Source organism: Kordiimonas lipolytica, assembly GCF_042651265.1.
In the GTDB taxonomy this organism is placed as follows: Bacteria; Pseudomonadota; Alphaproteobacteria; order Sphingomonadales; family Kordiimonadaceae; genus Kordiimonas; species Kordiimonas lipolytica.
The window spans coordinates 536,386-560,559 of record NZ_JBHSCR010000003.1 but is presented as its reverse complement, the minus strand read 5'-3'; the positions used below and the strand labels follow the sequence as shown (position 1 = coordinate 560,559).

The window sequence follows — 24,174 nt, the reverse complement described above, 5'->3', positions numbered from 1 at the left end:
AAGAGGCACCCCAATGTGTGGCATTGCTGGTATATTTTACAGAGAGAAAAACCGTCCCGTTAACGCGCAACTGCTGGCCAACATGGCCGCTATTCAACACCATCGCGGGCCTGACGGCTTCGGCGTGGAAGTCATGGAAGGACAGGGTGTTGGCTTTTCGCACGCACGCCTGTCGATCATCGACCTCAATGAGAACCGCGCCCGCCAACCGTTTCGCAGCGCAGACGAAAGCCTGCTTCTGGCGCACAATGGCGAATTTTACGACTATCAGCGCATCAGGACGGACCTGACCAGCCGCGGCGCGCGCTTTGCCACCAAAAGCGATAGCGAGATCATCCTGCACCTTTATCCACGCTTCGGCATGGAGGAGACCCTTCGGCGCCTCAGGGGTGAGTTTGCTTTCGCGCTCTATGACGCAAAAGAAGACGCGCTCCATCTGGTGCGCGACCGGTTCGGCATCAAGCCGCTTTACTATCACATGAGCGACACAGGCGTTGTGTTCGGCTCAGAAATCAAGGTGGTGATGGCACACCCGGAAGTGCCGCGCCGCTTCAACAACGAGGGCCTCTTGCACCAGCTGATGCAGGTGATGGTGCCCGGCACCACGCCGTACGAGGGCATTCACCAGGTGAAGCCCGGCCATATCGTCACCTTCCGCCGCCAGGGCCTTGGCTATCAGGTGGAGGACCGCCCCTATTGGGATTTCGAATTCCCGGAAGCCGACTTCCACAAAGGCCCCAAGGACGAAGCTGAGAGCATTGAGGCGGTTCGTGAGGGCCTGACCGAAGCCGTGCGCCTGCGCCTTGAAGCCGACGTGCCTGTTGGCTGCTACCTGTCTGGCGGGGTGGACAGCTGCTCCATCCTGGGCCTTTCGGCCGCCATGCGGCAGGACCCGGTGAAGGCCTTCACCATCGGCTTTACTGACAAAGCCTATGACGAAACGCCCATCGCGCAGGAAATGGCCGCCGCCACAGGGGCGGACCAGGATATCCTGCGGCTCGATGCCAACCAGCTTTATGGGCACTTTGAAAAGACAGTCTGGCACGCGGAGCGCACCATTTATAACACGCTTGCCGTCGCCAAATATCTGATGAGCCAGCATGTCCGCGACGCGGGCTACAAGGTGGTGGTCACCGGCGAAGGCTCAGACGAGCTGTTCGCGGGCTACCCAAGCTTCCGGCGCGACCTGTTCCTGCATGGCCTGGACGATATGGACGCGGGCGAGCGCAAGCGCTGGGAATCCATGTTGGGCGAAAGCAACGCGCTGTTCAAAGGCGCCATGCTGGCGGAAGAAGAACATGACGACCTGTATCTGACGGACCGCGTGGGCTTCACGCCAAGCTGCCTGCAGCCTTGGCTGTCGTGCGAGGACACGGCCCGCGGCGTCCTGAACCAGGACCGCGCAGCCCTGTTGGCTGACTATAAGCCCGGCTTCGCCATTGCCGAAAAGCTGGACCGCACCAAGCTGGATGGCCGCCATCCGCTCGACCGGGCGCAATATGTCTGGTCCAAAACCATGCTTGAAGGCCAGATTCTGACCTGGGGCGGCGACCGGGTGGACATGGCCAATTCCATGGAGGCCCGCCCGGCGTTCCTTGATCACCATCTGGCGGAAATGGCAACACGCATCCCGCCGCTTCACCGCATCAAGGACCGCAAGGAAAAATATGTCCTGAAGGAAGCCATGAAGGGCCTTCTGCCGAAAACCCTGTATGAGCGCGAAAAATTCGCCTTCATGGCCCCACCGGCCACCATCAACAAGGACAAATGGAATGCCATGATGGCGCTGGCGGATGAGCACCTGAGCGAAAGCGCCGTGGCTGAAAGCGGCCTGTTGGACGCCGCAGCCGTAAAAGGCCTGATCGCGGAAGCGCAAAGCGACAACACAGCCCGCGCCCGCAAGGTGCAGCTGGACGCCGTGATCAACCATATGCTGGGTGTCCAGATGCTGTATCGCCATTTCGTGTCGACGGATGTACCGGCGCTGGCGGAAGCCAAGGCGAAGGAGCTGGGCTGGACCGCAGAGGCCAACATCAAGGCTGCAGGCTAAGTTTTAAGCCTGATCAGGACAGGCTTCAGGGAAAGGCGTCCGCCACGCGGCTGGCGCCTTTTCTGTGTTCAGAACCACCCACCGCGGCGGAAATACAATAGCTGGCACAGCACAATCGCACCGCAGCCCCCGGCAACCCACCAAAAGGCAGTGCCGTCATCCGCACCGGGCATGCCGCCCACATTGATGCCCAGAAGGCCTGTCAGGAAGCCAAGCGGCAGGAAGATCGCCGCCACAATCGACAGCGTATACATATTGCGGTTCAGCTTGTCCGATGTGGCAGCCACCATTTCCTCGTGCTGGAACTGCAGCTGTTCGCGGGCGGCGTCCAGGTCTTCGATATGGCGGGCAAGGTTGTCGCCCGCATGCCTGAGCCGCCGGATAGCCTTTTCCGCCACGGCCCAGTCCTGCCCAAGCCCCTGCAGCTGCATCACAGCCTGTTTCATCGGCACCAGATAACGCCGGATATAAAGCACATGTTCGCGCAGGCTGTTAAGCCGCGCCCTCAGGTCGCCCGGCGTGCCTTCAAGCGCCTCTATCTCCAGTTCGTCAATATCATCGAGAAGCTTGCCGATAGGCCCCGCCATGTTGGCGATAACCTCGACCGCGAGGCTGATGACCACCTCAGATGCCGTCACAGGCTTGTCCGCCACCTTGAGCCGCTCAGACAGCTTTCTCACCGCCATCACAGGGCGGCGTTCGGCACTGATCACATGCTTTCCGTCGCTCCAGATCCTGAGGGACACCATGTCGTCTGGCTCTGCCCCGGGGCTTAAGTTCATGCCGCGCAGGATGATCAGATATTCCTTGCCGAAGTCCTCAACGTGCGGCCGCGTGTCCGAGGCGCAAAGGGCCTCGATCATGGCGCTGTCCAGATAAGGCGCAGCCTTGGCAAGCCGATCTGCCGCACCCTCGCCCGCCACATTCACATGCAGCCAGATGGGCTCGTCTATTTCGCCCTGCACCTCTTCCGGGGCCTTGGCCTCATGGTCCGGGTCCAGATAGCGGGCGTCGATGATGAAAGTCTCGCTCATGCCTTGCCCTCCGCCGGCAGCGCGCCGGATTTGATATGCAGGTCGCGCTGTGGGAACGGGATTTCCACGCCCGCCGCCTGGAACTTGCGCCAGATGGCAAACTGCACGTCGCTTTTCGGCTCGCGCCTGCCTTCGGTCACGTCATCGACCCAGAAATAAAGGCTGAAATTGATCGAGCTGTCGCCAAACTCATCCAGGAAACACTGGGGTTTAGGCTCGGCGGAGCAGCGCGGGTGCTCGGATGCGGCTTCAAGCAGGATTTCCTTTACCTTGTCCAAATCAGAGCCATAAGCCACGCCGACCGCGATCTCCACCCTGCCCTTGGTGTTGGTCAGCGTCCAGTTGATGACCCGGTTGGTGATGAAATCCTCATTCGGCACCATCACTTCCTTGCCGTCGAAGGTCTCCACCAGTGTGTACCGCGCCCCAGCGTGGCGCACGAAGCCCTGCGTGCCGTCAGACAGTTCAACAAGATCGTCCAGTTCCACAGACTTCTCGGCCAACAGGATGATCCCGCTGATGAAGTTCGATGTGATTTTCTGCAGGCCAAAGCCGACACCGATACCAATGGCACCGCCAATTACCGTAAGGGCCGTCAGGTCGATGCCCATGATGTCAAGCGCCACGACGGTGGCCAGGAAATAGATGATCAGCGTCACGGCCTTGGTGATCAGCTCGCGGTTGCTGGACCGAATGCTGGTGATCTTGATCATGCGTTTTTCAAACTGGTCCGAAAGCACCGATGCCAGCCACATGAACAGGATAACAACCGTCAGCGCCTTCAGGATCTTATAGGGGGAGACCGCAAAATCGATGAAACGGAAGGTCAGCTTTTCACTGTCCAGCAGCTCTTCCACGGGCGCAAGATAGCCCATGTATGACGCCGCAATCAGCGCCCCCATCAAGATAAGGACAAAGCCTTTTGCGGTGACCGACCGTGGCCGAAAAATACTTTTAAGAAACGTCATCTGCTCCCCCTCCTGAGCCTTTAGCGCTCAGGCACATTCTGTCGGGCGTGTGACATGCTTCAATGCGCCCGCTTTCGAACAGCTATTGTAAAGGCATAACAATCGCTTGAATAGGCGGTAATTCCCTCCAGCTTGCGGGGAACGACATTTGCTCTCGCCTACGCGGGCAGTTGGCTAAACCAGCCCGCGCTTGCGGTAGTCGTGCAGGGTTTCGAGCGACCGCCCATAGTGATAGCGCATCTGTTCCGGCCCATAGCGGCGCACCTGTGCCACCGGACAGGCCAGCCGGGCATGGCACGTCTGCGCACAGGCTGAACCGTCAGCCAGCCGGTGACCGAAGCAGCGCGCAGCCAGAAACGCCTCATCCGTCACGGCAGCTGCCGGACAAGCGGTGATGCAGGGCTTGTCAGTGCAAGTGTCGCACGGCGATGCATCCGCCGGGCGGGCCACCGGCGCAAAACGGCTGTCCGCCAGCACAAGCGCCCGATAGGCAAACCAGCTGCCCCAGTCGGCATTGATCCCGATTCCGAATTTTGACGCATGGTGCCAGCCTGCCAGCTCACCAAGCTGGATAAGCGGCACAGTGCTGCTGGACGGCGGATAGAGAATCTGAAACCCCGCGCACGCCGGGCTGGTTTCAAGGTAGGTGTAAACAGCAGCCTCGCTGTAGGCATCGACAGGGTCGGCACTTCTCTTCGCCAGCAGTGCCTTTTGGCCTTCCATCGCACGCCAGAGCGCCCGCCCGCCGTGCCCCAGCAGAATCAGCTGCCGGTAAGCGCCCATATCGCCGCACGCACCCGAAAGCGCCTCCCGCGTTTCTTCAGGCAACGCCGCAAGCTCGAACACCGCATGCAGGTTCAGCCCGGCTTTAGCGAGCGTGCCTGCTTCATCGAATGGATATGTCATGCCCTGCCGCCTCGAAACCGCATTTTCAGGCGGCACCCTAACCGCCATACAGTTTGCTGGCAAGCCACCCATGGGCCACACCAAACCGGCACGAAACATCTTCTTAAAAAAACCATACAAAAGGGGCTTGCACTGATTTTTTTTTGTGCTAGAAGATGCGCCCACGGACACGGCGCCACCCAGGCGCCAGTTGGAAAGTGCCGGTATAGCTCAGTTGGTAGAGCAGTTGATTTGTAATCATCAGGTCCCGAGTTCGAATCTTGGTGCCGGCACCACTTTCCCCTTCTTTCCCTGACTTTCGTACAAAATCTCATCGCTTGCTGACGCTTGTCGTCCGCGCGCCATCCCATGTCCAAACGCGTCCTACGGCTTCACAAAGCCGCTAACGAGCCGTCAAACCCCAAACGGGGTGGCCCAGCGGCCGCACGGCCTGCTGCCTGTAAATCGCCCCTTTGCCCAATTCAGCAGTGCGGAGCGAGCCATCATGCCTATCACCCCCAATGTCGTTACCCCCAGCATCAGCGGCCCCGATGAGATCTGGTTTGACCCCCGGGCGGGCCTGAACGCCCCATCGCGGCAAACAGGCACCCAGGAAGGCAACGACAATCCCCAGGAATTGACGATCAAGCTGAAACAGTCCCTCAGCCCGGTCCCTGGCGATCAGGACTATAAGGCGGGCGGCACCCTGACCCGCTCCAATGACAAAATCGACCTCTATCTGAACAAGGACCTCAGCGAGGCAAGCAAGCTGGATTTCTGCGAGAACCAGGCCCGCATCTCGAACGCAGAGTTGAAGACCGGCCTAAAGGTCTATGCCAAAGGGCTGGACACGGGCTTTGTTGACCTGGCGCTGACGCTGGACATGCTGGAAACTGCAACCCGCAAGAAAACGGATTTCAGCACCGGCGACCCACAAACATTGATCAATGTGGACAATAACGACCCCGCCGCGAAAAAGACCCTGCAGCTTCTGGCGGCGGAAGTCGTGACACCAGTGATCCTGCAGGGCAGCCCAGACCCGCAGGTGACCGCGAGCGGCACACCCCTGTCACTGAACTTCAAGTTTGCGTCCACACTTGGCCTGTCCACCTATGACGGGAAAGGCAAGGTGACGGTTACCCCCACTGATGCAAAATGCAAATTCTACAAGGACGCAAAATGCGAGCCCAGTGATGAAGTTCCGCTCTCTAACGGGCATACCATCAGCAACAGCGACCTCAAGAACGGCGCACTGACACTTTACGCTCGCGCCACCAGCGACACAGCCACAGGCGAGCTGGCTGTCCAGCTCGCACTCGATAGCAACAGCGCCCCCCTGAAAGTGGCAACAGCGGCACCCGCCAGCGCCACACTGTCGCTTCTGCCGACCAACAAGGTGACCCCCACCATTACCACCAAGATCGATGCCAGCCACGACGACACCATCTGGTATCCGACGCTTGCGAAGGGCGCGCTGCCTTATGTGACCTTTGGGCTGACGCAAACCAATGGCGATATCGCCTTCAAGGGCGAAGGTGTCCTGACCCGCAGCAACGACAAGATCGCGCTTTTCTACGACAAGGCCATGACCAAGCCACTGGCCTTCACCGACAATAAGGCCGCTTTGATGACTGCCGCGATAACAGGTGAGACACCCTTCTACATCAAGGGGAGCGCCAGCGGCGAAACCGAGCTGACATTCGAACTGGTGAACGATTGCCAGCCCGCAATCCTGGTGCAGAAGCCGGTCAGCACCAAGCTGACCATCAAAGAGATCACCGAGGTGGTCTCGCACGTGGACTGGCAATCCACCGCGATCCGCATTCTGCCGGAAAGCCAGGCAGGCGACGGCACGCCGGTGCGCGCCTATATTACCCAGAAAACCAGCGGCGGCGGCAATTTCACGGGCACCGCGACCCTAACCCGCTCAGACAAACTTCTGGGCGTCTACAAAAGTGACAAACGGCCGCTCTTTTCCGGCAATAACCTGTCCGTGACTCTTTCAAACGAGGCCATCACCAACACCAAAAATGAATATACGGTTCAATGGCTTGGCGACACGGTGCCAGAGGACACGGTATCGCTGAAGCTCACCCCCGCAGAGGCGAGTGACCCTTATATCGTCACCAACCCTTCCAGCCAGTTGGCGACTATCAATGAGGTGGGCGAACCACCCCTTGTGGTTGAGAAAACCAACACCGTAACCCCGGTGATTGAAACAGACTATGATCTGGTTCTGCAATCCCGCGGCTTCGACGACGGCGACAAGAAAAACGCCACCAGCCCGACCCTGGCGCATTTCTATTGCACCCAGTCAGACACGCAGATCGGCTATCAAGGCGACGGCACGCTGGCACGCGACAATGCGGGCATCCGTATCTTCCGCGACAAGGACTGCACAGACGAGATACAATTTGTCGGCAACAAGGCAACCATCCCGAACGCCGACCTGTTGAAAAAAGACAAGACCTACTACCTTTCCGGCGCAAAAACGGGCAAGACCAGCCTGACCCTGTCGCTGGCAAAGCCCCCTAGCGACCTGGGAACAAAGCCACCTTTCGTCGTCAAAGACCCGGTAACCAAGCAGTTGGGCGTGATAGCCCTGACGCTACAGGTCTTCCGTGACGACGGCACCCAATCGCCGATCAAGGCTGTGGCAATGACCGACAGAGCCAAATGGCAGACCGGGCGTTTCCTGCCCCTGCAGGACAGCACGCTGTTTGGCCGGGCAAAACTGGTCGTCAGCAAGGTGGCGACAGACACCTGGCCTGGTGACGCCGGGGAGCATGTCATTTCGCTGGATGTCTCAAGCGACAAGGCGTCGGTTTGGGACGCTGCAACCAACGGCAGGATTGTCAGCAAAAAAGGCCAGCCGCTGACGCTGAAAAAGTCTGACCTGGGGTCGGACAAAACCTATTGGCTGCAATCTGACGGATCAGACCCAAGCACACAGGCCCGCGACATTCACCTGTCGCTTGGCATGGACCGCAAGGACAAGGATGACGCCGCCTTCCAGGGCGCGCCTGACAGCATCAAGCCGGCTAGAAACGGGGACTGGGCAGCTGCAACAGTGGTCAAGATTGCCAGCCTCACCCCCAATATCGACAATTGGCGTCAATATACCAACCAGCCGATAGACTTCAGCCAAACGGCCAACACCAACCAGGACGAGGCCAAAACCGGTCAGAACATGCTGGTCACAGCCACCACTGAACCGGCCGTCAAAGGAATTGGAATCGATTTCATGCTGTGGGCCGACCCCGGCAACGCCAGCGATATACCCGCGGCAACCAAATCCATGAAGCTCGATACCCACCTGCCCGCCTCAACCAACAGCAGCGGCAAGGCATCAACCCGGCTGAAGATCGGCCGGTATGGTGGCCTCAAGTTCACCGGGGTTTCTTTCCTTACGGACGACGCGGCAACCGGCGCCGCAACCTTTGGGGCTGACGCCACCAAGGCCCCTGTAAGCTACAAGACCAAACCTGTCACGGCGTGGCGCAAGATCAACTATAGTGTGGCTGCCATGAAGCGCCACGATGTCCTGTCGTATCAAGACAACTATTCAGACCTGTTCAATCGCGGCAAGCTTCAGAACACCTTTGCCGAAAGCTTCCTGGAACTGGCAACCAGCCCCGATGTAACGGAAGTGGACAATGTGCCAGCGCTTTACACCAGCAAAAGCCCCCGTACCCCGCAGTATTCTGACTGGATCGACGCCCGTATCCTCGATGGATCGCTGCCGGACTATACAGACCGGGCCTTCAACCTGATGTTCATCGAGCATGTGGCATGGGCCACCACTCAGCGCGAGCAATGGTTTTCAAAGCCCGTGGTCAACGGCAACAAATTTGTTGCAAGCCTTGGCAAACGGCGCTTCGACACGTCAACCAGCAGCCGCTTCATGGTGCCCGGCTCCGCCACGCTGCAGAAATATTCCCTGGGATTCATTCACCGCTGGACCGAAAACATCCCCGACAACAAGGTGAAGCTGACGGACAATGCAGACGGCAGCTATAACCTGGAAATTGACCTGCAGAATGTGAACAAGCACGGTGAAAACATCAAAGACCTCTGGGTCAAGATCACTTTGATCGACTTGCAGATCATCTGCGGCCTGTCTGTGAACAAGGAACCGGCCGTCATGACAGCCTGCCGCTATGCGGAACAGTTGGGACCGTCCGCAGGGGATGAAGTCTATTCCACCGCGGCCCATGAAGTGGGCCACTTCCTTGGGCTGACTCCCCTCTATTTACCCACGGCTGCGCAAACCGGTAACAAATACTGGTATCAGGGCACGTCAGACAAAACCTATTACCTGGATACCGATCTCACCACGCTGAAGAATATCGCTGTGGGCATTGGCCAGGGGCCCCACTGCATGTGCGGCTTCACGAACTTCGCTGACCTGGTGGACAACCACAATGTCCGCGCCAAGGTGGACTGCCTGATGTTTGACATGACGGTAAAACCGCCAATCACCAAGGTTTGCAACACCTGCAAGAAATCCGTTTTCGGGCGCGAATATGCACTGGCGAACACCAGCGCCCTCAACAAATATTGATGTATGATGCCGCCTGGCGGCACACGCGAAGGAAAAGTCCATGACTGATAGCACCAGCAGCAAGCCAAATGCGCCTGACGAAGTGTGGTACGATTTTGTAGAAGGTTGTTCGCCAACGATCGAACCCAGCCCCACAAGCCCGCACATGCAGTTCAACTGTCAGGAAGCCACGAGCGCGGGCGGCAACACCACCGCCATGTTCGCAGGCTATAACCTGGGCTGGCCCTATATCGAACTTTATGGCGGCCAGATGCCGGCGCCGATCAACGTGATGGCCACCAACCTTCTGACGGGCCAGGTCTATTTCAGCCCGGCCAGCCACAGCGACGCCAGCCTGCGCCTGGATGTGGAACTTTATCTGAGCGATGTTGAAGTCAACGCGGGCCAGCCTGCCAACAACCAGTCTTTCACCAACAGCTGGTTCAACCTGGACCTGGCGCGGCTCTTGAACCTGCCGCCTGAGGATGGCCTATACGGCGTAACCCTGTGGATCGATGACCTGATCACCCCTGTTCAGGCGGTCCAGGTAGTGACCAACAGCACCCGACTGACCAGCCCGCCGGTGCCGACAGAAGTCACCACAAGCGGTCTTGTGACCACACAGAGCTCCAGCCATTCGCCGGCACCCCAGGACGGCGAGATCAGGATGGACGGGCCGCTGGCAGAGGCCGGGAACCGCATCTACGCTACCCTGCCGAAAAATGTGTTCACCAATCCCCCCATCCCCATCGAGGGCGGCACTCCGGTATTGATACTGGCTGGCTTTACCCAACGGTCACGCCGCCTGTTCTGGTATCGAGACAAAGACTTCTATCCGAACGCCAGCAAGAACAAGGTGTTCAATTTCGATTTCGACCCCTTCAAGCTGTTCGGCACACTCGAAGAGCCGGAAAACCTGTTTGTTGTTTCACAGTTAGGCACGCTTCGCTCGGAAGCCCTATGGATTCCAAGCGAGCAATCAATCAAGACCTGATACAGCGCTCGCCCTTAGAAAGTCACAAAGCCTGAAAGGCGGCCGGAAATGCCTGGCCGCCTTTTCCTTATGGACTTGTCCGCCCACCAACTCCATCAACCTGACCAAGCAACAGAAAAGGCGGCAGCCGGTCCGACCACCACCTTTCCCTGGCTGGAAACTAGCAAAAGGAAACGTCAGCGAATGCCCCTTTGGCGCAGGAAGTCCCTTGCCAGCTGCACGCGCTTGCGGACTGTGTCGGCACGAAGATCCAGCTCCTCCGCGATATCCGGATAGGACCATCCTTCCACGCACCGCAGCATCAGCGGTACCCGTAGATTGTTTGACAGTTGCCCCAGGCACACCTCCAGCGAGGCAATTTGTTCCTTGCTGAGCGCCGCTTCTTCAGGTGACGGCTGTGGCCCCGTGAACATGGCGTCTTCCACTTGTTCCGATGCGTCGCCTTCAAACACCTGATAATAGGTGCGCTTGCGTTGCCGGAACTGGTCGATGCACACATTATGTACCAGCTTCGACAACCAGGCCTTTTCATTCATGATGCTGTCTGAATAGCGCTGAAACTTCTGCGATGCCCGGAGCATGGCGCTGGAAAGCGCGTCCTCCGCGTCGGCCATATTACCCGACATCATATGCAGGCACTGTTTCCTGAGCTGGTCCTGGTGCTGAAGCCACAACTGCCAGAAATCTGCCTGTTTTTCCTGAGGGACCGGTTCAAGTGGATCAGCGACCGGTTCTTGGGGCAGCGGCCGGATCGGCATGCCCTCGCCGGGAACAGTGTCCCTGTCTAATGGTTTGACGGGCCAGGCATCACCTCGGGCTTTCGAGGGAGCGACGGTATCGGCAATAATCTGAACGGGGGAAGGGGCGCCGCCGGGCCCATACAGGGCCTCGAGTGCCTTGGTGATCGGGTGGTCTGCAACCGCCTGCTGCAGCGCCGGGTTGGGTTGCGGGGATCCGTTAGCCCGGGACTGCCCGGGGTCGGTTTCTTTGTCTGGAGGCTGGCGCTCAGGGCTTGGTGGTTCAGGGTCTGCTGTGTAACCAGCCTGCATTTCCTCGAACCCGTCGCTCGGGCCCTGGCGGCCTGTTCCTCCCCTGGTCATTTCCTCCCATGAGATTCTGTCTGCGGGCTCCTCCTCCGGGAAAAGCCGATAGACATTGTCTCGTCTGTTTGCGCCACCGCCCCCTTCGGTTCTTGCGCCGTTCAGTCTTTTGTCATCCTTGTTTGATGCAGCGTCTCGCTCCCGCCGACTACCGTCAGCGGGCACCTCTCCGTGCCTCCGCATGCTCCCGTCCTCCGGAATTGCTGTGTTTTATTTCAGTTATAGCACAACTAAGACGGCAGTAATTGCGTTCCGTGAAGCTAGAATTTTATCACTCTAAACATAGAACCTCTAACACCATATCCATTTAACATATTGGTTTAATTTATTTTTATATAGCTTTTTGGAACTTCAGCAGATTTTTGCCGCAAAAGAAGTTACTCAACTATTGCGATAATGCACGATTCTGAGAGTTTTTGAAGCATAGACATAAAAAAACAGCCCATAGCGGGCTGCTTTACCAGGCGTAACGATGGATCAGGCAACCCTGAGTGTCAGGATTTGGGATAGTCACTCGCTATTGTGCCAGCGTCAGACCCCACATCTGAGAAGACCGTTTCTGCCGCTGTGATAGCAGCCTGCGCCGCGGACAATACAGTTTGGTATGCGTCTATCTTTGTGGTGTCCGGAATGGCGGCTGCCTCAATCATTTTCTCAAGCGCCACGCCCTGGGCCGCGCCAGCCATGGCCATCATGTTCCGCAGATAGTCTGTGGCATCCTGAACCGAAAAAGCGGTTGCCTGCGCCACCTTCTGATACGCGATCCCGTTCGCTTCCACACTGACGGATGAGCCGATGACCGAATTGGTATAGTCCACCGCCTGGACAATCATCGGGTTCAGTGCGCTGGTATCTACCGAATCTGAATTGCCTTCCGGTGCTTCAGGTTCGCCTTCCTTTTTCTTCTTGCCTTCATTTCCCGCCATTTTCCTGCTCCCGGTTGTGATCAGTCAGCGCGACGACCCGTGATATTCTTGCCCCTTGGCTTACTTGGCCACCCCAAGGATCATGGTGATCGCCGTAGACGTCACCGCGTTGCCGATCTGCTGCAGTCCGCCTTGCGCCTGCTGGGCATTCTGCATGGACAAACTGATGGAATGCGCCATCGTCTGGTAGACAAGCCCCATGGCCTGCGCCGGCGCTTCCGCTACCACCTTCACGTTATTCTGGGTGACAGCATCTGTAATCTGTGAATTTACTGGTGTATTGTCTGCCATGGTCCTGAACCTATTTATCTAGTTATTATCGGGTTATTCTAGAGGGACCCCAACGCCTTGAGTACGACCAGCATGGTCAGTATCTCTGTCGCGGTATCCGATTGCGCTACCTTGCTTGCCGCCGCGGCGGCAGCCATTGAGTTGGCACTATAGATCTGTATCACGCCCTGGTTCGCGGCGGCCTGGGCACAGATGGCATTCTGCTGCTGTTGCATCACTGCATTCTGATAAAGAATGCTACTGGAGTGGGCGGCACTCTGGTAAATCGAACCCATCGCGATTGAAGGGGCCGCCGCAAGCGTTGCGACGTTCGACTGGGTAACAGAGTCTGTTATCTGCCCGTTAACTGATGTCGGAATAGCCATCTTTCTTCCCTCTTGCCACGTTGCCTGGGCAACGTCTCCAGCTAATGATCCTTACTTCATTCATGACGCCCTGGTCCGGCGAATGTGAACAAAGAAATTGCACCCTGTTAGCTTGCCGCCTGTTTCAAAATCATGGTCACGATTGACGACGTGCTTGCGTTGGTGATCTGCTGCATGCCGCCCTGTGTCTGGGTCGCGTTCTCAAGCGACAGGCTGATCGCATTCGACATGCTTTGGAAAGCCATGCCCAAGGCCTCGGCTGGCGCCTCGCCCAACACCTTGACGTTGGTCTGGGTGACTGCATCGGTGATCTGAGAGTTTACCGAATTGCCTGGCATTGGCTTGTTCCTCCCCTGTTATTCTTTCAGGCCCTTTGACTTCAGGTCTGCCGGATCACACCGACGCCCGCGGGTTCATTAGTAGACGACCAGGTCGCCCTTCGTATCGTCTGGATGATTTTTGAAGTATGTCAGCAGGCTCGACAGATCGACATTGATCGAGCCCTTGTCAGGCCTGCTGAGGAGCTGCGTAAGCCCCTTGCCCATAATGACGCTGTTCGTGATGGCCTGCTGGTGCTGGTTCGATACCATATTGGCAAACAACACACTGCTGGCCTGCGATAGCGACAGTCCGGATTGGGCGATCGAAAGCGCCGGCCCTGCGGTCAGCACAGCAATATTGGACTGCGCCGCGGTTGCGGCAGCCTCAAGCGTCACCATCCGTTCCGCTTTGGTGATCATCTGATCATCGCTAAGCTGTGACTTTTCGTTTTCTGAACTCATGGCACCTTATCCTTTCTATGCGAGGGGCTGGCTATCAGTCATCGGTCTTGCTGACCGTGGCTCCGCCCGTCGGCATGTGCAGCGTCTGCTCTTCAATTCCGTAGATTTCCGCCGCAAGCTTGATCATGGCGGCGTGACCTGTCGCAAATGTATGTTGCTGTTCTGTCAGCTGGTTGGCGAACAGCATCCCCTGAGCCTGGGACTGTGCAAACATCGACTGGTCCATCGCCACGATGGGTCCAAGAGCCAGGTTGTTCAAATTGAGGGCTGCAACAGCTTCTGTGACGGTCTCTGCCGTCGTAGCCTTGCTTTTCTTCGTTGTGTTTTGGTCATCGGACATTGTTTCGCTCCTGCCAAACGGGGTTTTCGTGACGCACCTCACTGAACTGACCTGGAAACCCGAAGGCCGCCAAACAGTTTTTATCCTTCTGGGGTTTGGACGCGGGCGGATCACCGATGTGAACAGAAAAGTGAAAAAAATCCGACGAGGCCAGGCAACCCCTGCAAAAAGCCCTGCCGGGCAATTGCTCGACAGGGCCTCAGGGGAACTCGGAACTTTGATATCCGGTGGCGCACCAGCCGGTTGTTTCTTCTCATGCGGGCGACAACTTCACGAAGACCCGTGCGCCACACCGGGCTTAGGAAACGCCCTGACCAGCCTTCAGCGCTGTCACAAGAGACATCATTGTGCTGGCCGTGTCGCTGTTGGCGATCTTGGAAGTGCCCACAGCGCCAGCCATCGTATCGATGCTGTAAATCTGGATAACACCCTGGTTGGTGGATGCCTGGGCCGCTACTGCCAGCTGCTGCTGGGACCCAACTGCGTTTTCATACAGGATGCCTGTGGAGTGTGCCAGGGACTGGAAGATGGAACCCATCGCCATGGCTGGTGCATCACCGAGCACCTTGACGTTCGCTTGGGTTACTGCGTCAGTAATTTGGCCGTTCACGGGGGTTGGCATAGCCATAGTTTCTCTCCTTCGAGTTGCTCTCTTTTTTCTGACTTCATTCGGTTCAGCAAGCCGCCGCCTTGCTTACCTAATGGACGCGATGGCGCCTGGTTTGTGATCCAAAAAATCGATCTCGGGACAAAAAATAAAGAAAATCAAATCCGCATAAAAATGGGGCTGCGCAGCGGCCGAAGCCCGCGCAACCCCAGTTTTCTTGGCACAACCAGATTATGCAGTCTGGCCGGCCTTCAGTGCCATCACCAGCGACATCATCGTGTCTGCCGTGTCGCTGTTGGCGATTTTGTTGGTCGCAACCGCACCAGCCATCGTGTCGATGCTGTAAATCTGGATCACGCCCTGGTTGGTCGCAGCCTGCGATGCGATCGCCAGTTGCTGCTGGGACCCAACAGCATTCTCATAAAGAATACCGGTGGAGTGAGCCAGCGACTGGAAGATCGAGCCCATCGCCATTGCTGGCGCATCACCAAGCACTTTGACGTTAGCCTGGGTAACAGCGTCAGTAATTTGACCGTTTACGGGGGTTGGCATAGCCATATCGAGTTCTCCTTGTGAGCCTATATACCAAGTGAGCTTGCGCATCTGGCTTTCATATCAGCCACGCGGCACTCGCGGTAACGACGCAAAGCCGCCGTGTTTGTGAGGTTTGAAACGAAAAAAAACAGGAAAAATCAGGTGCGCCTTACGCGACCGGAAAAGAGGAAGCGCCATGCACGGAACCACTGCTGCCTGGGGGAAAGGCTGGTTGGGTTCGGTCCGCGCATGGCGCTTGATGGGGGACGCATCCGAGTATCGAGGCAAAGTGTTGGCGCCCCCTGTGGGCAGCTTTTATGGCAGCGTGAAGCCCTATGCCGTCTGGCCGGCTTTCAGGGCCATTACCAGTGACATCATGGTGCCTGCAGTGTCGCTGTTGGCGATTTTCGAGGTTCCCACCGCACCAGCCATCGTGTCGACGCTATATATCTGGATAACACCCTGGTTCGTCGCGGCCTGCGCGGCGATTGCCAGTTGCTGCTGGCTGCCTACTGCATTTTCATAAAGGATGCCCGTTGAGTGCGCGGCCGACTGGAAAATCGAGCCCATCGCCATTGCCGGCGCGTCGCCCAGCACTTTCACATTGGACTGCGTGACTGCATCGGTAATCTGATCGTTTACGAGTGTTGGATACGCCATGACCTGTCTCCTGACCTGATCCTTGTTACGCGCCTTGGCAGCGTACCATCCGCTTGCCGACATCGCTTTCAGGCTTTAGACGCCGCACGTAAAATTTTGTGACATGGCGTGTTTGTTTTTTCTCAATGAGGGCATTAGCGGTTCGCATCGGGCCAAAACGAAAACTGGCGACGCAATGCGCCGCCAGTGGTTCTCAAGTCTCAAACCCAGTGCCTATGACCTTCCAAGATAAGAAAAGGAGCCCGCCTACCGCCAAGGCGGGGGAAGGTTAGCTGACGCTTTCGACACCTTTGAGCGCTGTCATCAGAGACATCATGGTCTCAGACGTGTCGCTGTTGGCGATCTTGGCCGCGGCGGTCGCACCGGCCATGGTATTAACGCTGTAGATCTGGATCACACCCTGGTTGGCAGCAGACTGAGCGGCGATCGCCAGTTGCTGTTGGGCGCCTACACTGTTTTCAAACAGGATTCCCGTCGAATGGCCAAGCGATTGATACATCGCCCCCATCCCCATCGCAGGCGAACTGCCCAATACTTCCACATTTGCCTGTGACACTGAATCTGTGATTTGGCTGTTCACCGCGGTTGGCATTGCCATGTCTTTTCTCCTTCAAAAACTAAATTGGGGTGAGACCAGGCACCCCGGCAGGGGCACGAATACGTCTCCCGCATACGACGACCCAACCTCAGGTTTGTGAGAAAATAAAAATGATGCCAAGCTTTTAGCTGGTGTTGCGTGCCTTTGAGGCCCGCATGCATGACCAAAAGACTATTCTATGAAAAGGGGGCCTCGTCCGCCAACCATAAACCCCCTTGCCATTACCCGCTTTTAGTGGGCTTCTGTTTTCGGAACCACGATGGGTTTAGGCTTCAGATGGACTGTTTCCATCAGCACCGCCATCGCGTTTTCGGCAGCTGTGCCACCATAGGCATAGATATCAACAATGCCCGCTTTGGTTGCTCCTTCAGCCACGCTATCGAGCTTCTTCATCAAGTGCTCGGACTGGCTGTAGACAGTTGACATATCGAGGGTGTTCCCCGCGGCCATAACCAGCTTCCATTCCGCAATCACTGTAAGGATGCGGTCAGCAAGCGTTGGTTTTTCATGCGCCTTGATGTCATTCAAAAGCGCCTGAATGAGCTCTATAACCACATAGAGCGCTTCCTGGCCAGCTTTGCCCTCCCCGTCACCGGAGGCGGACTTGACTGTACCCACAAGACTGGACAAAAGCTTGGCGATTTCCTGTGACAGGGCATCGACATGGTCTTCTGGCTGGTCTTGTGGTTCCCCGGATGGGGTTTGGTTGGCAGACTTTTTATCAACCATAGAATATTCTCCTATTGATATTGATAATACACTTATAGCACGTCTTTCAGCCCTTTTCGGCAAAAAACCGTGATTTCACTTCCCAATTCCGCCGCCGCTGCGTCTTAGGTCAAATCACCCAGCGAAAGGAGGCCACCATGGCAGACAGCGAAAGCCCAAGCCCCGAGGATATCGCGAAAATGATCGATGAAGGCCTCAAGGGCACCGCGGAAGTCGAGGCCGCCATTCAGAAAAGCATTGTCGATTTCGTCGAGGCAGCGGACGCCGAGATCCAGAAACTGCTGAAGCAGAATGTGGTGCCGCCCGATGTCACCATGGACATGAAAAAGCTGCAGCAGACCATGATCGACAAGACGATTGAGATCATCAAGAGCAACACACCGCCCACGGGATCCGACACCGGTTCGGATAGCGGCGGCAGCTAGATCTTCCAAATTTCTTTTTCACAGAGGGGCTGCTCTTCCGTCCAGACGATCGGAGAGCGGCCTTTGTTTCATGGCGGGTCAACTACGGGGCTCCGCTATTTCCGTCACTGGTCGCGACTATTTACGCAGGCAATCCCCCCGTTTGCCGTCAATCAGGAAGCAACGCCATGAATGAACGCGAGACAGTTGAAATTGAGGAAGACCTGACAGTCGTCGTCACTTCCTCGGGCAGTTCCAACACCGATGCCAACAATGACGGCTCTTCAAGTGCAGGCTGCAATTCCTATTGGGACGATCCGGGCTATTACCGGGATGCCGAAGCGGTTGAGGCGCAAGCACGTGCGGAGGAAGAGCAAGTCCTGAATTATAGCTGCTATGTGGAACGTCAGAATTTGTCGTATCTGGCTGTCCAGGCCGAAGCAGAGCGCCTTCAGGAAGAAACCCTTGCCTATCAGGCCAGCTTGATGCGGGCCGACCACGCAGACTGCGAGAGCGACAGAGCTGCCGAAGCCGTGGCCGAGGAAGCCACCCGCGAACAGGAAAATGTGCGCCGCTTTGAAGAAAATGTCCGTCGCTATGAAGAAGACGTTGAGCTCTATTCCCGTGCTCTTGAAGAACAGGAAGCCCGCGCCGCTGCGCAAGCGGAAGGAGCAGTGAAAGCGGAAGAAGAAGCCGTCCGGGAAGAAGAAAAAGAGGTCCGCAAAGAGGAAGAAGAAGTCCTGAAAGAAGCCGAAGAGACCGCCACAGCCTCTGTCCGAACGGCAGAGCTTTCGCCCCGGTCATCCACGGGCACAAGCTCAAAGGAGGGGGCAGGCAAAAAGGCCAGAGCCAGCAAAGCGGCCCCGAAGAAGAAAAGCTAACTCTGCGCCCCGGGCCATGGGGCGCAAGCGGAGGCAATCATGACCAAAGCAACCAGCAAGAAAACAGCCAAAACATCCGCGTCCGGCAAGGGCGCGGCCAGGAAAAAGAGCGCGCCAGACACGGCAGCACCGGAAGCTGCACCAGAAGCAGCAGCGGAGGTGGCGGAAGCAACCACAGCAACCACAACAACCACAGCAACCGGGGCATCACCCGCGCAGACAGCACCTGCTTCAGCGCCCCAGCAGGGCGCGCAGCCGGGAACCCAGACAGTGGCGCCCCCGCAAACGCAGGCCGCCCCGCAGCCAACAGTGAATGCGGTGCCTGAACAACCAGCGCCTCAGGCTGCTCCGCAAGCCGCGGCTCCGCAGGCAGCACCCCAAACGCCCCCGCATATGCCCCCGCAGGCTGCGCCCATCCCGGACCCAAGCATGACAGCCGCACCACCACAACATCAGGTGCCGCATGTGGAACCACCTTCCGTCACACCGGATACATCAGCCCAGACCAACGTGGTCAATCAGGCCATGGATGTCATCGCGGCGTCGGACACGCAGCAGAATTCAATCCGGCGGGCATTCGAGCTTCAACGGGCCACCATCGCCCACGGTGTGAAAGAGCGCCGCGACGCGGCCACCCAGGAAATGGCCGCCACCAAGGCCGCCTACGAACAGCAGAAAGGAAACTACCCCATGAACCAGCAGGGACAGATGGCGTATGGCGCAGCCCCACAGGGCCAGCAAGGCATGCCGGGCCAACCTGGCATGCCGGGCCAACCGAGTATGCCGGGGCAGCAGTTATCCACCAATCAGATTCTGGCGCAGGAGTTTGCCGAAACCATCCGAACCATGATTGCCCAGGAGGTTGACCGACAACTGAAGGTGCTCCTGTCCACTTATACCGCCAGCCAGAACGGCCCGGCGCAGGAACAGCAAGCGCAGGCCCAGGCACAGGCCCCGGCACAGGCGGCACCGCCTCAGCAGCAGGCGCAATAACAACCACATGGTCCGGCGGCACGGTTGCCGGACCACCGCTTTGCAGGCAAGAAAAGCGCGGTAAATTGCGGCGCTGGCGGGTATGCCGACACAATCTTGCTCATTCGTGCTTTGTTCCCCACAATCCAGCTGTAACCCGCACTTTTCCTTCAAATTTTAGGTAAATTTTCTTTAACCAAATCGTATTTTCAGGTAAACAGCAGCCAGTTTCGAGTTTTTAAAGGTTGCGCCACCATGGCTGGCATTTCAATTTTGAGGGACCTTGTGTCCGGCGGCTCCGCAGGTGCGCCGAGCGCTGGCGTTCTTTATGAGGATAACGCCGAGGCCATAATCCGCCAGTCGGAGCTGGCGGCCCTTTACCAGTTCTGGATAGATAAGAAATCAAGCCTGGGGAAACTTCCCTGCCGCGGGGACTTCAGCCCCCTTGAGCTGACCCGCCTGCTGCCTCATATCGCGTTGGTGGATGTTGACACCAAAGGCCACAGCCCTGAGTTCACGTTCCGCCTGTGCGGCACCCAGATCGCCGAAGACAGCGGCGTGGACCTGACGGGCAAAACCTGGAGCCAATTCCCCAATTCAGACGACGTGATCAAGCGGGCCGTCACGCTCACCCATAACCTGCAGCCCTATTATGCCACCAACATCCAGGCCAAATGGGCACCCAAAAACTTCCACCATTATTCCGTGCTGGCACTGCCGCTTTCCAAGGACGGCGATACGGTAGACATGATCCTGTATGGCATCATGTTCCACCCCTTTTCTTCCTGATCCTGCTTCCCGGCAATTAGCCCTCCCCCGCGCGCGGCATCCATGCCATAGTTCCCGGCACTGCAACAAACGGGGACATTCATGCGCCGGATAGCCATTTTCATTCTGACCATCAGCCTGTTCACCGCCAGCGCCTATTCTGAGGACGCCATGAAGCTTGTGATGCTGGGCACCGGTACACCGAACGCGGACCCGGCCCGGTCAGGACCTGCGCTTGCCGTCACCTTTGGGGGCAAAGCCTATCTGGTGGATGCGGGCCCGGGCGTTGTGCGCCGTGCCGCCGCAGCACAGCAAAAAGGCGTGCCGGAACTGGCGCAGCCGAACCTGGATCATGTGTTCATCACCCACCTGCATTCCGACCATACGCTTGGCCTGCCTGACCTTATGTTCACGCCCTGGGTGCTGGAGCGCGACCACGCGCTGACGCTATATGGCCCCACTGGCAGCGCAGATATGGTGGCACATCTGTCGAAAGCTTATGCGGTTGATGTGGCGATGCGGCTGAACGGGCTGGAGCCCGCCAACCCTGACGGCTTCAAGGTGACCGTGCATGAGATTGGCCAGAACAAGCTGCTTGTCGACACGCCATCGATCAAAATCAGCGCGATCCCGGTGCTACACGGCAGCTGGGATGAAGCTTACGGCTTCAAGTTCGAAGCGGGCGGAAAAACCATAGTGGTATCCGGCGATGCGCGCCCGAGCGGCCGCCTGCTGGAAGCCGCAAGGGGCGCAGACATTCTGGTGCATGAGGTCTATTCCGACGCGGGCTGGCGCCGGCGCGAGCCCGTCTGGCAGAAGTATCACAAAAGCTTCCACACATCGGCGTCTGAGCTGGCTGAACTCGCCGGCAAAGCCAAGCCCAAGCTTCTGGTGCTGACGCACCAGCTTTACTGGGGCACGTCAGACCCTGATCTGGTGCAGGAAATCCGCGACGCGGGATACAAAGGCGCGATCATTTCCGCCAGTGACCTGGACGTGTTCACGCCCTGAACCGCTCGTCATTCGCCGACTTGATCGGCGAATCCAGTGGTACACCCACGAGCGCGCAACATGGACTCACCGGTCAAGCCGGTGAGTGACGATTTGGGTCAGTCAGCCAGGTTGGGCCTGAGCCACCGGGCTGCCTGCTCGATATCCACGCCGCGGCGCTTCGCATAGTCCGCCAGTTGGTCTTCGCCAATCTTGCCCACACCGAAATAGTGCGCGTCCGGGTGCGCGAAATAATAGCCCGAAACAGCCGCTGTCGGCGTCATGGCGAAACTTTCGGTCAGTTCCACGCCGGTGGCGTTGGTTGCATCCAGCAGGCGGAACAGCTCTGGCTTTTCGCTATGGTCCGGGCACGCAGGGTAACCGGGCGCGGGGCGGATGGACGTGTAGCGCTCCTTGATGATTTCCTCATTCGTCAGGTCCTCATCAGCCGCAAAGCCCCAAAGCTCCGTGCGCACCAGCTCGTGCATCTTCTCGGCAAAGGCTTCCGCCAGCCGGTCGGCCAGCGCCTTCAGCATGATATCGCTATAGTCGTCGTGATTGGCCTGGAAGCGCGCGAGATGCGGCTCAATACCGTGGCCCGCCGTTACAACAAAGCCACCCATCCAGTCAGGCTTGGTGCCCTCGGGCGCAATGAAATCGGCCAGGCAGTCATTGGCGCGGCCTTCCCGCTTCTGGATTTGCTGACGGAGGAAATGCACGCGGCTGAGCTCTTCATTCCGGTTATCGCCGGTATAAAGCACCACGTCGTCACCATCTGCGTTCGCAGGCCAGAAACCCACCACGCCCTTCGCGGTCAGCCACTTTTCTTCAACGATGGTCTTCAGCATGGCCTCGGCGTCAGCGAGCAGGCTGCGCGCGCTTTCGCCCACCACGTCATCCTCCAGGATCGCGGGATATGTGCCCGCCAGTTCCCAGGTGCGGAAGAAGGGTGTCCAGTCGATGCGCTCGATGAGGTCCTCAAGCGGGAAATCGTCGAACACACGCGTGCCCGTAAAGCTTGGGCGCACCGGGGTGAAGGCGTCAAAATCAGGCGTTGCCTTGTTCTTGCGCGCGTCCTCAAGCCCCACCAGGCGGTCCGATTTCGGCTTCGCCAGGCGCTTGCGCACGATCTCGTCATACTCCGCCTTGGTTTTCTCGACAAAGGCCGCCTTGCCGTCTTCGCTGACCAGTTGGCTGGCCACACCCACCGCGCGGGACGCGTCCAGCACGTGGGTTACAGGGCCGTCATACTCAGGCGCGATCTTCACCGCCGTGTGTACGCGGCTGGTTGTGGCACCGCCGATCAGCAGCGGCATATCAAACTTGGCGCGCTTCATCTCGGACGCCACGGTCACCATCTCGTCAAGGCTTGGCGTGATCAGGCCGGAAAGGCCAATCATGTCGGCGTCATGATCATTCGCCGCCTTCAGGATATCCGCCCACGGCACCATCACGCCAAGGTCGATCACCTCGAAATTGTTACACTGCAGCACCACGCCGACGATATTCTTGCCAATGTCGTGCACGTCACCCTTCACGGTCGCCATCACGATGCGGCCTTTGGCCTTACTGCCCTCTTCCTTTTCGGCCTCGATAAACGGCTGAAGGTAGGCCACTGACTGTTTCATCACGCGCGCGGATTTCACCACTTGCGGCAGGAACATTTCGCCCGCACCGAAAAGGTCACCCACCACATTCATGCCGTCCATCAACGGGCCTTCAATCACCTGGATCGGGCGGTCAAACTGCTGTCGGGCTTCTTCTGTGTCTTCCTCAATATAATCGGCAATGCCCTTCACCAGCGCGTGCTCAAGCCGCTTTGCAACCGGCTGTTCGCGCCACGAAAGGTCCTCTACCCGCGCCTTGGCGCCCTGCCCTTTATAGTCGTCTGCGATTTCCAGAAGCCGCTCCGTGGCGTCCGGCCGGCGGTTGAGGATCACGTCCTCGACCCGCTCCCTGAGGTCATCCGGAATATCGGAATAAACCGTCAGCTGGCCCGCGTTCACAATACCCATGTCCATCCCCGCCTTGATGGCGTGATAGAGGAACACGCTGTGCATGGCCTCGCGCACCGGGTTATTGCCCCGGAACGAGAAGGACACGTTCGACACACCGCCGGAAACCTTGGCGTGCGGCAGGTTTTTCTTGATCAGGCGAGTGGCTTCAATGAAGTCCACGCCGTAGTTATCATGCTCTTCAATCCCGGTCGCCACCGCGAAAATGTTGGGGTCGAAGATGATGTCTTCCGGCGGGAAGCCCACTTCGTTCACCAGGATGTCGTAGGACTTTTTGCAGATCTCATACTTGCGGTCGATGCTGTCGGCCTGGCCTTTTTCGTCAAACGCCATTACAACCACGGCGGCGCCATAACGCATAATCCGTTTCGCTTGCGCAACGAATGGCTCTTTGCCTTCCTTCATGCTGATGGAATTCACCACCGCCTTACCCTGAACACACTTGAGGCCGGTCTCGATCACACTCCATTTGGAGCTGTCGATCATCACCGGCACGCGGGCGATATCAGGCTCTGCTGCAATCAGCTTCAGGAAGGTTTCCATGGCCTCTTCGGCGTCCAGCATGGCGTCATCGAAATTGATGTCGATGATCTGCGCACCGCCTTCCACCTGGTGGCGGGCGATGGAGACAGCTTCTTCATAGTTACCTTCAAAAATCAGCTTCTTGAATTTGGCGGAACCGGCGACGTTTGTGCGTTCGCCGACATTGATGAACTGGGCCGTTGGTTTACTCATGAT

24 protein-coding genes and 1 tRNA gene are annotated in these 24,174 nt (G+C 57.8%); 9 read left to right on the top strand and 16 right to left on the bottom strand.

Translation table 11 applies throughout. The features are described 5' to 3' along the window. Nucleotides 1-13 precede the first annotated feature (13 nt). Nucleotides 14-2,050 carry an asparagine synthase (glutamine-hydrolyzing) gene (gene asnB / locus ACFO5Q_RS06780; protein WP_068153316.1) on the top strand — a complete coding sequence of 679 codons (2,037 nt, stop codon included), beginning with the start codon at nt 14-16 and terminating at the stop codon, nt 2,048-2,050. 68 nt (nt 2,051-2,118) lie between these two features. Here asnB and ACFO5Q_RS06775 read toward each other — a convergent pair whose 3' ends face one another. From ACFO5Q_RS06775 to ACFO5Q_RS06765, 3 genes are all read right to left on the bottom strand, one after another. Next, nucleotides 2,119-3,084: a CorA family divalent cation transporter gene (locus ACFO5Q_RS06775; RefSeq protein ID WP_068153313.1), complete on the bottom strand. Its 966-nt coding sequence runs from the start codon at nt 3,082-3,084 to the stop codon at nt 2,119-2,121. Beyond that, nucleotides 3,081-4,052: a mechanosensitive ion channel family protein gene (locus tag ACFO5Q_RS06770; RefSeq protein ID WP_068153310.1), complete on the bottom strand. Its 972-nt coding sequence runs from the start codon at nt 4,050-4,052 to the stop codon at nt 3,081-3,083. The genes ACFO5Q_RS06775 and ACFO5Q_RS06770 overlap by 4 nt, the downstream gene beginning before the upstream one ends. A 174-nt stretch (nt 4,053-4,226) precedes the next feature. Next, nucleotides 4,227-4,958 carry a hypothetical protein gene (locus tag ACFO5Q_RS06765; protein ID WP_068153307.1) on the bottom strand — a complete coding sequence of 244 codons (732 nt, stop codon included), beginning with the start codon at nt 4,956-4,958 and terminating at the stop codon, nt 4,227-4,229. Nucleotides 4,959-5,157: 199 nt separating this feature from the next. On the opposite strand from ACFO5Q_RS06765, the gene ACFO5Q_RS06760 reads away from it, so the two are divergent. The 3 genes from ACFO5Q_RS06760 to ACFO5Q_RS06750 all read left to right on the top strand — a co-directional run bounded on the left by ACFO5Q_RS06760 (nt 5,158) and on the right by ACFO5Q_RS06750 (nt 10,474). Continuing rightward, a tRNA-Thr gene (locus tag ACFO5Q_RS06760) sits at nt 5,158-5,233 on the top strand. Between the two features lie 209 nt (nt 5,234-5,442). Then, nucleotides 5,443-9,501, top strand: a complete 4,059-nt coding sequence (locus tag ACFO5Q_RS06755; RefSeq protein ID WP_068153304.1) for a hypothetical protein — start codon at nt 5,443-5,445, stop codon at nt 9,499-9,501. 40 nt (nt 9,502-9,541) lie between these two features. Continuing rightward, nucleotides 9,542-10,474 carry a hypothetical protein gene (locus ACFO5Q_RS06750; RefSeq protein WP_068153302.1) on the top strand — a complete coding sequence of 311 codons (933 nt, stop codon included), beginning with the start codon at nt 9,542-9,544 and terminating at the stop codon, nt 10,472-10,474. Between the two features lie 176 nt (nt 10,475-10,650). Here ACFO5Q_RS06750 and ACFO5Q_RS06745 read toward each other — a convergent pair whose 3' ends face one another. From ACFO5Q_RS06745 to ACFO5Q_RS06690, 12 genes are all read right to left on the bottom strand, one after another. Next, nucleotides 10,651-11,757: an RNA polymerase sigma factor gene (locus tag ACFO5Q_RS06745; protein WP_082720118.1), complete on the bottom strand. Its 1,107-nt coding sequence runs from the start codon at nt 11,755-11,757 to the stop codon at nt 10,651-10,653. A gap of 311 nt (nt 11,758-12,068) precedes the next feature. Further along, nucleotides 12,069-12,500, bottom strand: a complete 432-nt coding sequence (locus ACFO5Q_RS06740; RefSeq protein ID WP_068153296.1) for a hypothetical protein — start codon at nt 12,498-12,500, stop codon at nt 12,069-12,071. A gap of 60 nt (nt 12,501-12,560) precedes the next feature. After that, nucleotides 12,561-12,791 (bottom strand): RebB family R body protein, encoded by a 231-nt coding sequence (locus ACFO5Q_RS06735; protein ID WP_068153294.1) that lies wholly within the window; start codon nt 12,789-12,791, stop codon nt 12,561-12,563. Between the two features lie 38 nt (nt 12,792-12,829). Further along, nucleotides 12,830-13,156 carry a RebB family R body protein gene (locus ACFO5Q_RS06730; RefSeq protein ID WP_068153288.1) on the bottom strand — a complete coding sequence of 109 codons (327 nt, stop codon included), beginning with the start codon at nt 13,154-13,156 and terminating at the stop codon, nt 12,830-12,832. 107 nt (nt 13,157-13,263) lie between these two features. After that, entirely contained in the window at nt 13,264-13,494 is a 231-nt protein-coding gene (locus tag ACFO5Q_RS06725) for a RebB family R body protein (protein WP_068153284.1), read from the bottom strand. 78 nt (nt 13,495-13,572) lie between these two features. Beyond that, nucleotides 13,573-13,938: a RebB family R body protein gene (locus tag ACFO5Q_RS06720; RefSeq protein WP_068153280.1), complete on the bottom strand. Its 366-nt coding sequence runs from the start codon at nt 13,936-13,938 to the stop codon at nt 13,573-13,575. A gap of 34 nt (nt 13,939-13,972) precedes the next feature. Continuing rightward, a complete protein-coding gene (locus ACFO5Q_RS06715; protein ID WP_068153278.1) occupies nt 13,973-14,278 on the bottom strand; it encodes a RebB family R body protein in 306 nt (101 codons plus the stop codon). Nucleotides 14,279-14,576: 298 nt separating this feature from the next. Beyond that, on the bottom strand, nt 14,577-14,906 hold the full coding sequence (locus ACFO5Q_RS06710; protein WP_068153275.1) for a RebB family R body protein: 330 nt from the start codon (nt 14,904-14,906) through the stop codon (nt 14,577-14,579). A gap of 210 nt (nt 14,907-15,116) precedes the next feature. Next, entirely contained in the window at nt 15,117-15,443 is a 327-nt protein-coding gene (locus tag ACFO5Q_RS06705) for a RebB family R body protein (RefSeq protein ID WP_068153272.1), read from the bottom strand. A gap of 309 nt (nt 15,444-15,752) precedes the next feature. After that, on the bottom strand, nt 15,753-16,079 hold the full coding sequence (locus ACFO5Q_RS06700; RefSeq protein ID WP_068153269.1) for a RebB family R body protein: 327 nt from the start codon (nt 16,077-16,079) through the stop codon (nt 15,753-15,755). A 268-nt stretch (nt 16,080-16,347) separates the two neighbouring features. Beyond that, complete coding sequence (locus tag ACFO5Q_RS06695) at nt 16,348-16,677, bottom strand: RebB family R body protein (protein ID WP_068153267.1); 330 nt, start codon at nt 16,675-16,677, stop codon at nt 16,348-16,350. A 231-nt stretch (nt 16,678-16,908) separates the two neighbouring features. Beyond that, nucleotides 16,909-17,406 (bottom strand): hypothetical protein, encoded by a 498-nt coding sequence (locus ACFO5Q_RS06690; protein WP_068153265.1) that lies wholly within the window; start codon nt 17,404-17,406, stop codon nt 16,909-16,911. Nucleotides 17,407-17,543: 137 nt separating this feature from the next. Here ACFO5Q_RS06690 and ACFO5Q_RS06685 point away from each other — a divergent pair, with 137 nt between their 5' ends. The 5 genes from ACFO5Q_RS06685 to ACFO5Q_RS06665 all read left to right on the top strand — a co-directional run bounded on the left by ACFO5Q_RS06685 (nt 17,544) and on the right by ACFO5Q_RS06665 (nt 21,442). Next, the gene (locus ACFO5Q_RS06685) at nt 17,544-17,831 is read left to right on the top strand and encodes a hypothetical protein (RefSeq protein WP_068153262.1); all 288 of its coding nucleotides are present in this window, start codon (nt 17,544-17,546) and stop codon (nt 17,829-17,831) included. Nucleotides 17,832-17,998: 167 nt separating this feature from the next. Next, complete coding sequence (locus ACFO5Q_RS06680; RefSeq protein WP_068153259.1) at nt 17,999-18,691, top strand: hypothetical protein; 693 nt, start codon at nt 17,999-18,001, stop codon at nt 18,689-18,691. Between the two features lie 39 nt (nt 18,692-18,730). After that, nucleotides 18,731-19,684 (top strand): hypothetical protein, encoded by a 954-nt coding sequence (locus ACFO5Q_RS06675; protein ID WP_068153257.1) that lies wholly within the window; start codon nt 18,731-18,733, stop codon nt 19,682-19,684. A 234-nt stretch (nt 19,685-19,918) separates the two neighbouring features. Then, nucleotides 19,919-20,452 (top strand): PAS domain-containing protein, encoded by a 534-nt coding sequence (locus ACFO5Q_RS06670; protein ID WP_068153253.1) that lies wholly within the window; start codon nt 19,919-19,921, stop codon nt 20,450-20,452. 81 nt (nt 20,453-20,533) lie between these two features. Continuing rightward, nucleotides 20,534-21,442, top strand: a complete 909-nt coding sequence (locus ACFO5Q_RS06665) for an MBL fold metallo-hydrolase (protein WP_068153252.1) — start codon at nt 20,534-20,536, stop codon at nt 21,440-21,442. A 98-nt stretch (nt 21,443-21,540) separates the two neighbouring features. Here the strand turns inward: ACFO5Q_RS06665 and metH are convergent, their stop codons facing one another. Continuing rightward, the gene (gene metH, locus ACFO5Q_RS06660; protein ID WP_068153250.1) at nt 21,541-24,171 is read right to left on the bottom strand and encodes a methionine synthase; all 2,631 of its coding nucleotides are present in this window, start codon (nt 24,169-24,171) and stop codon (nt 21,541-21,543) included. Nucleotides 24,172-24,174: the final 3 nt, after the last annotated feature.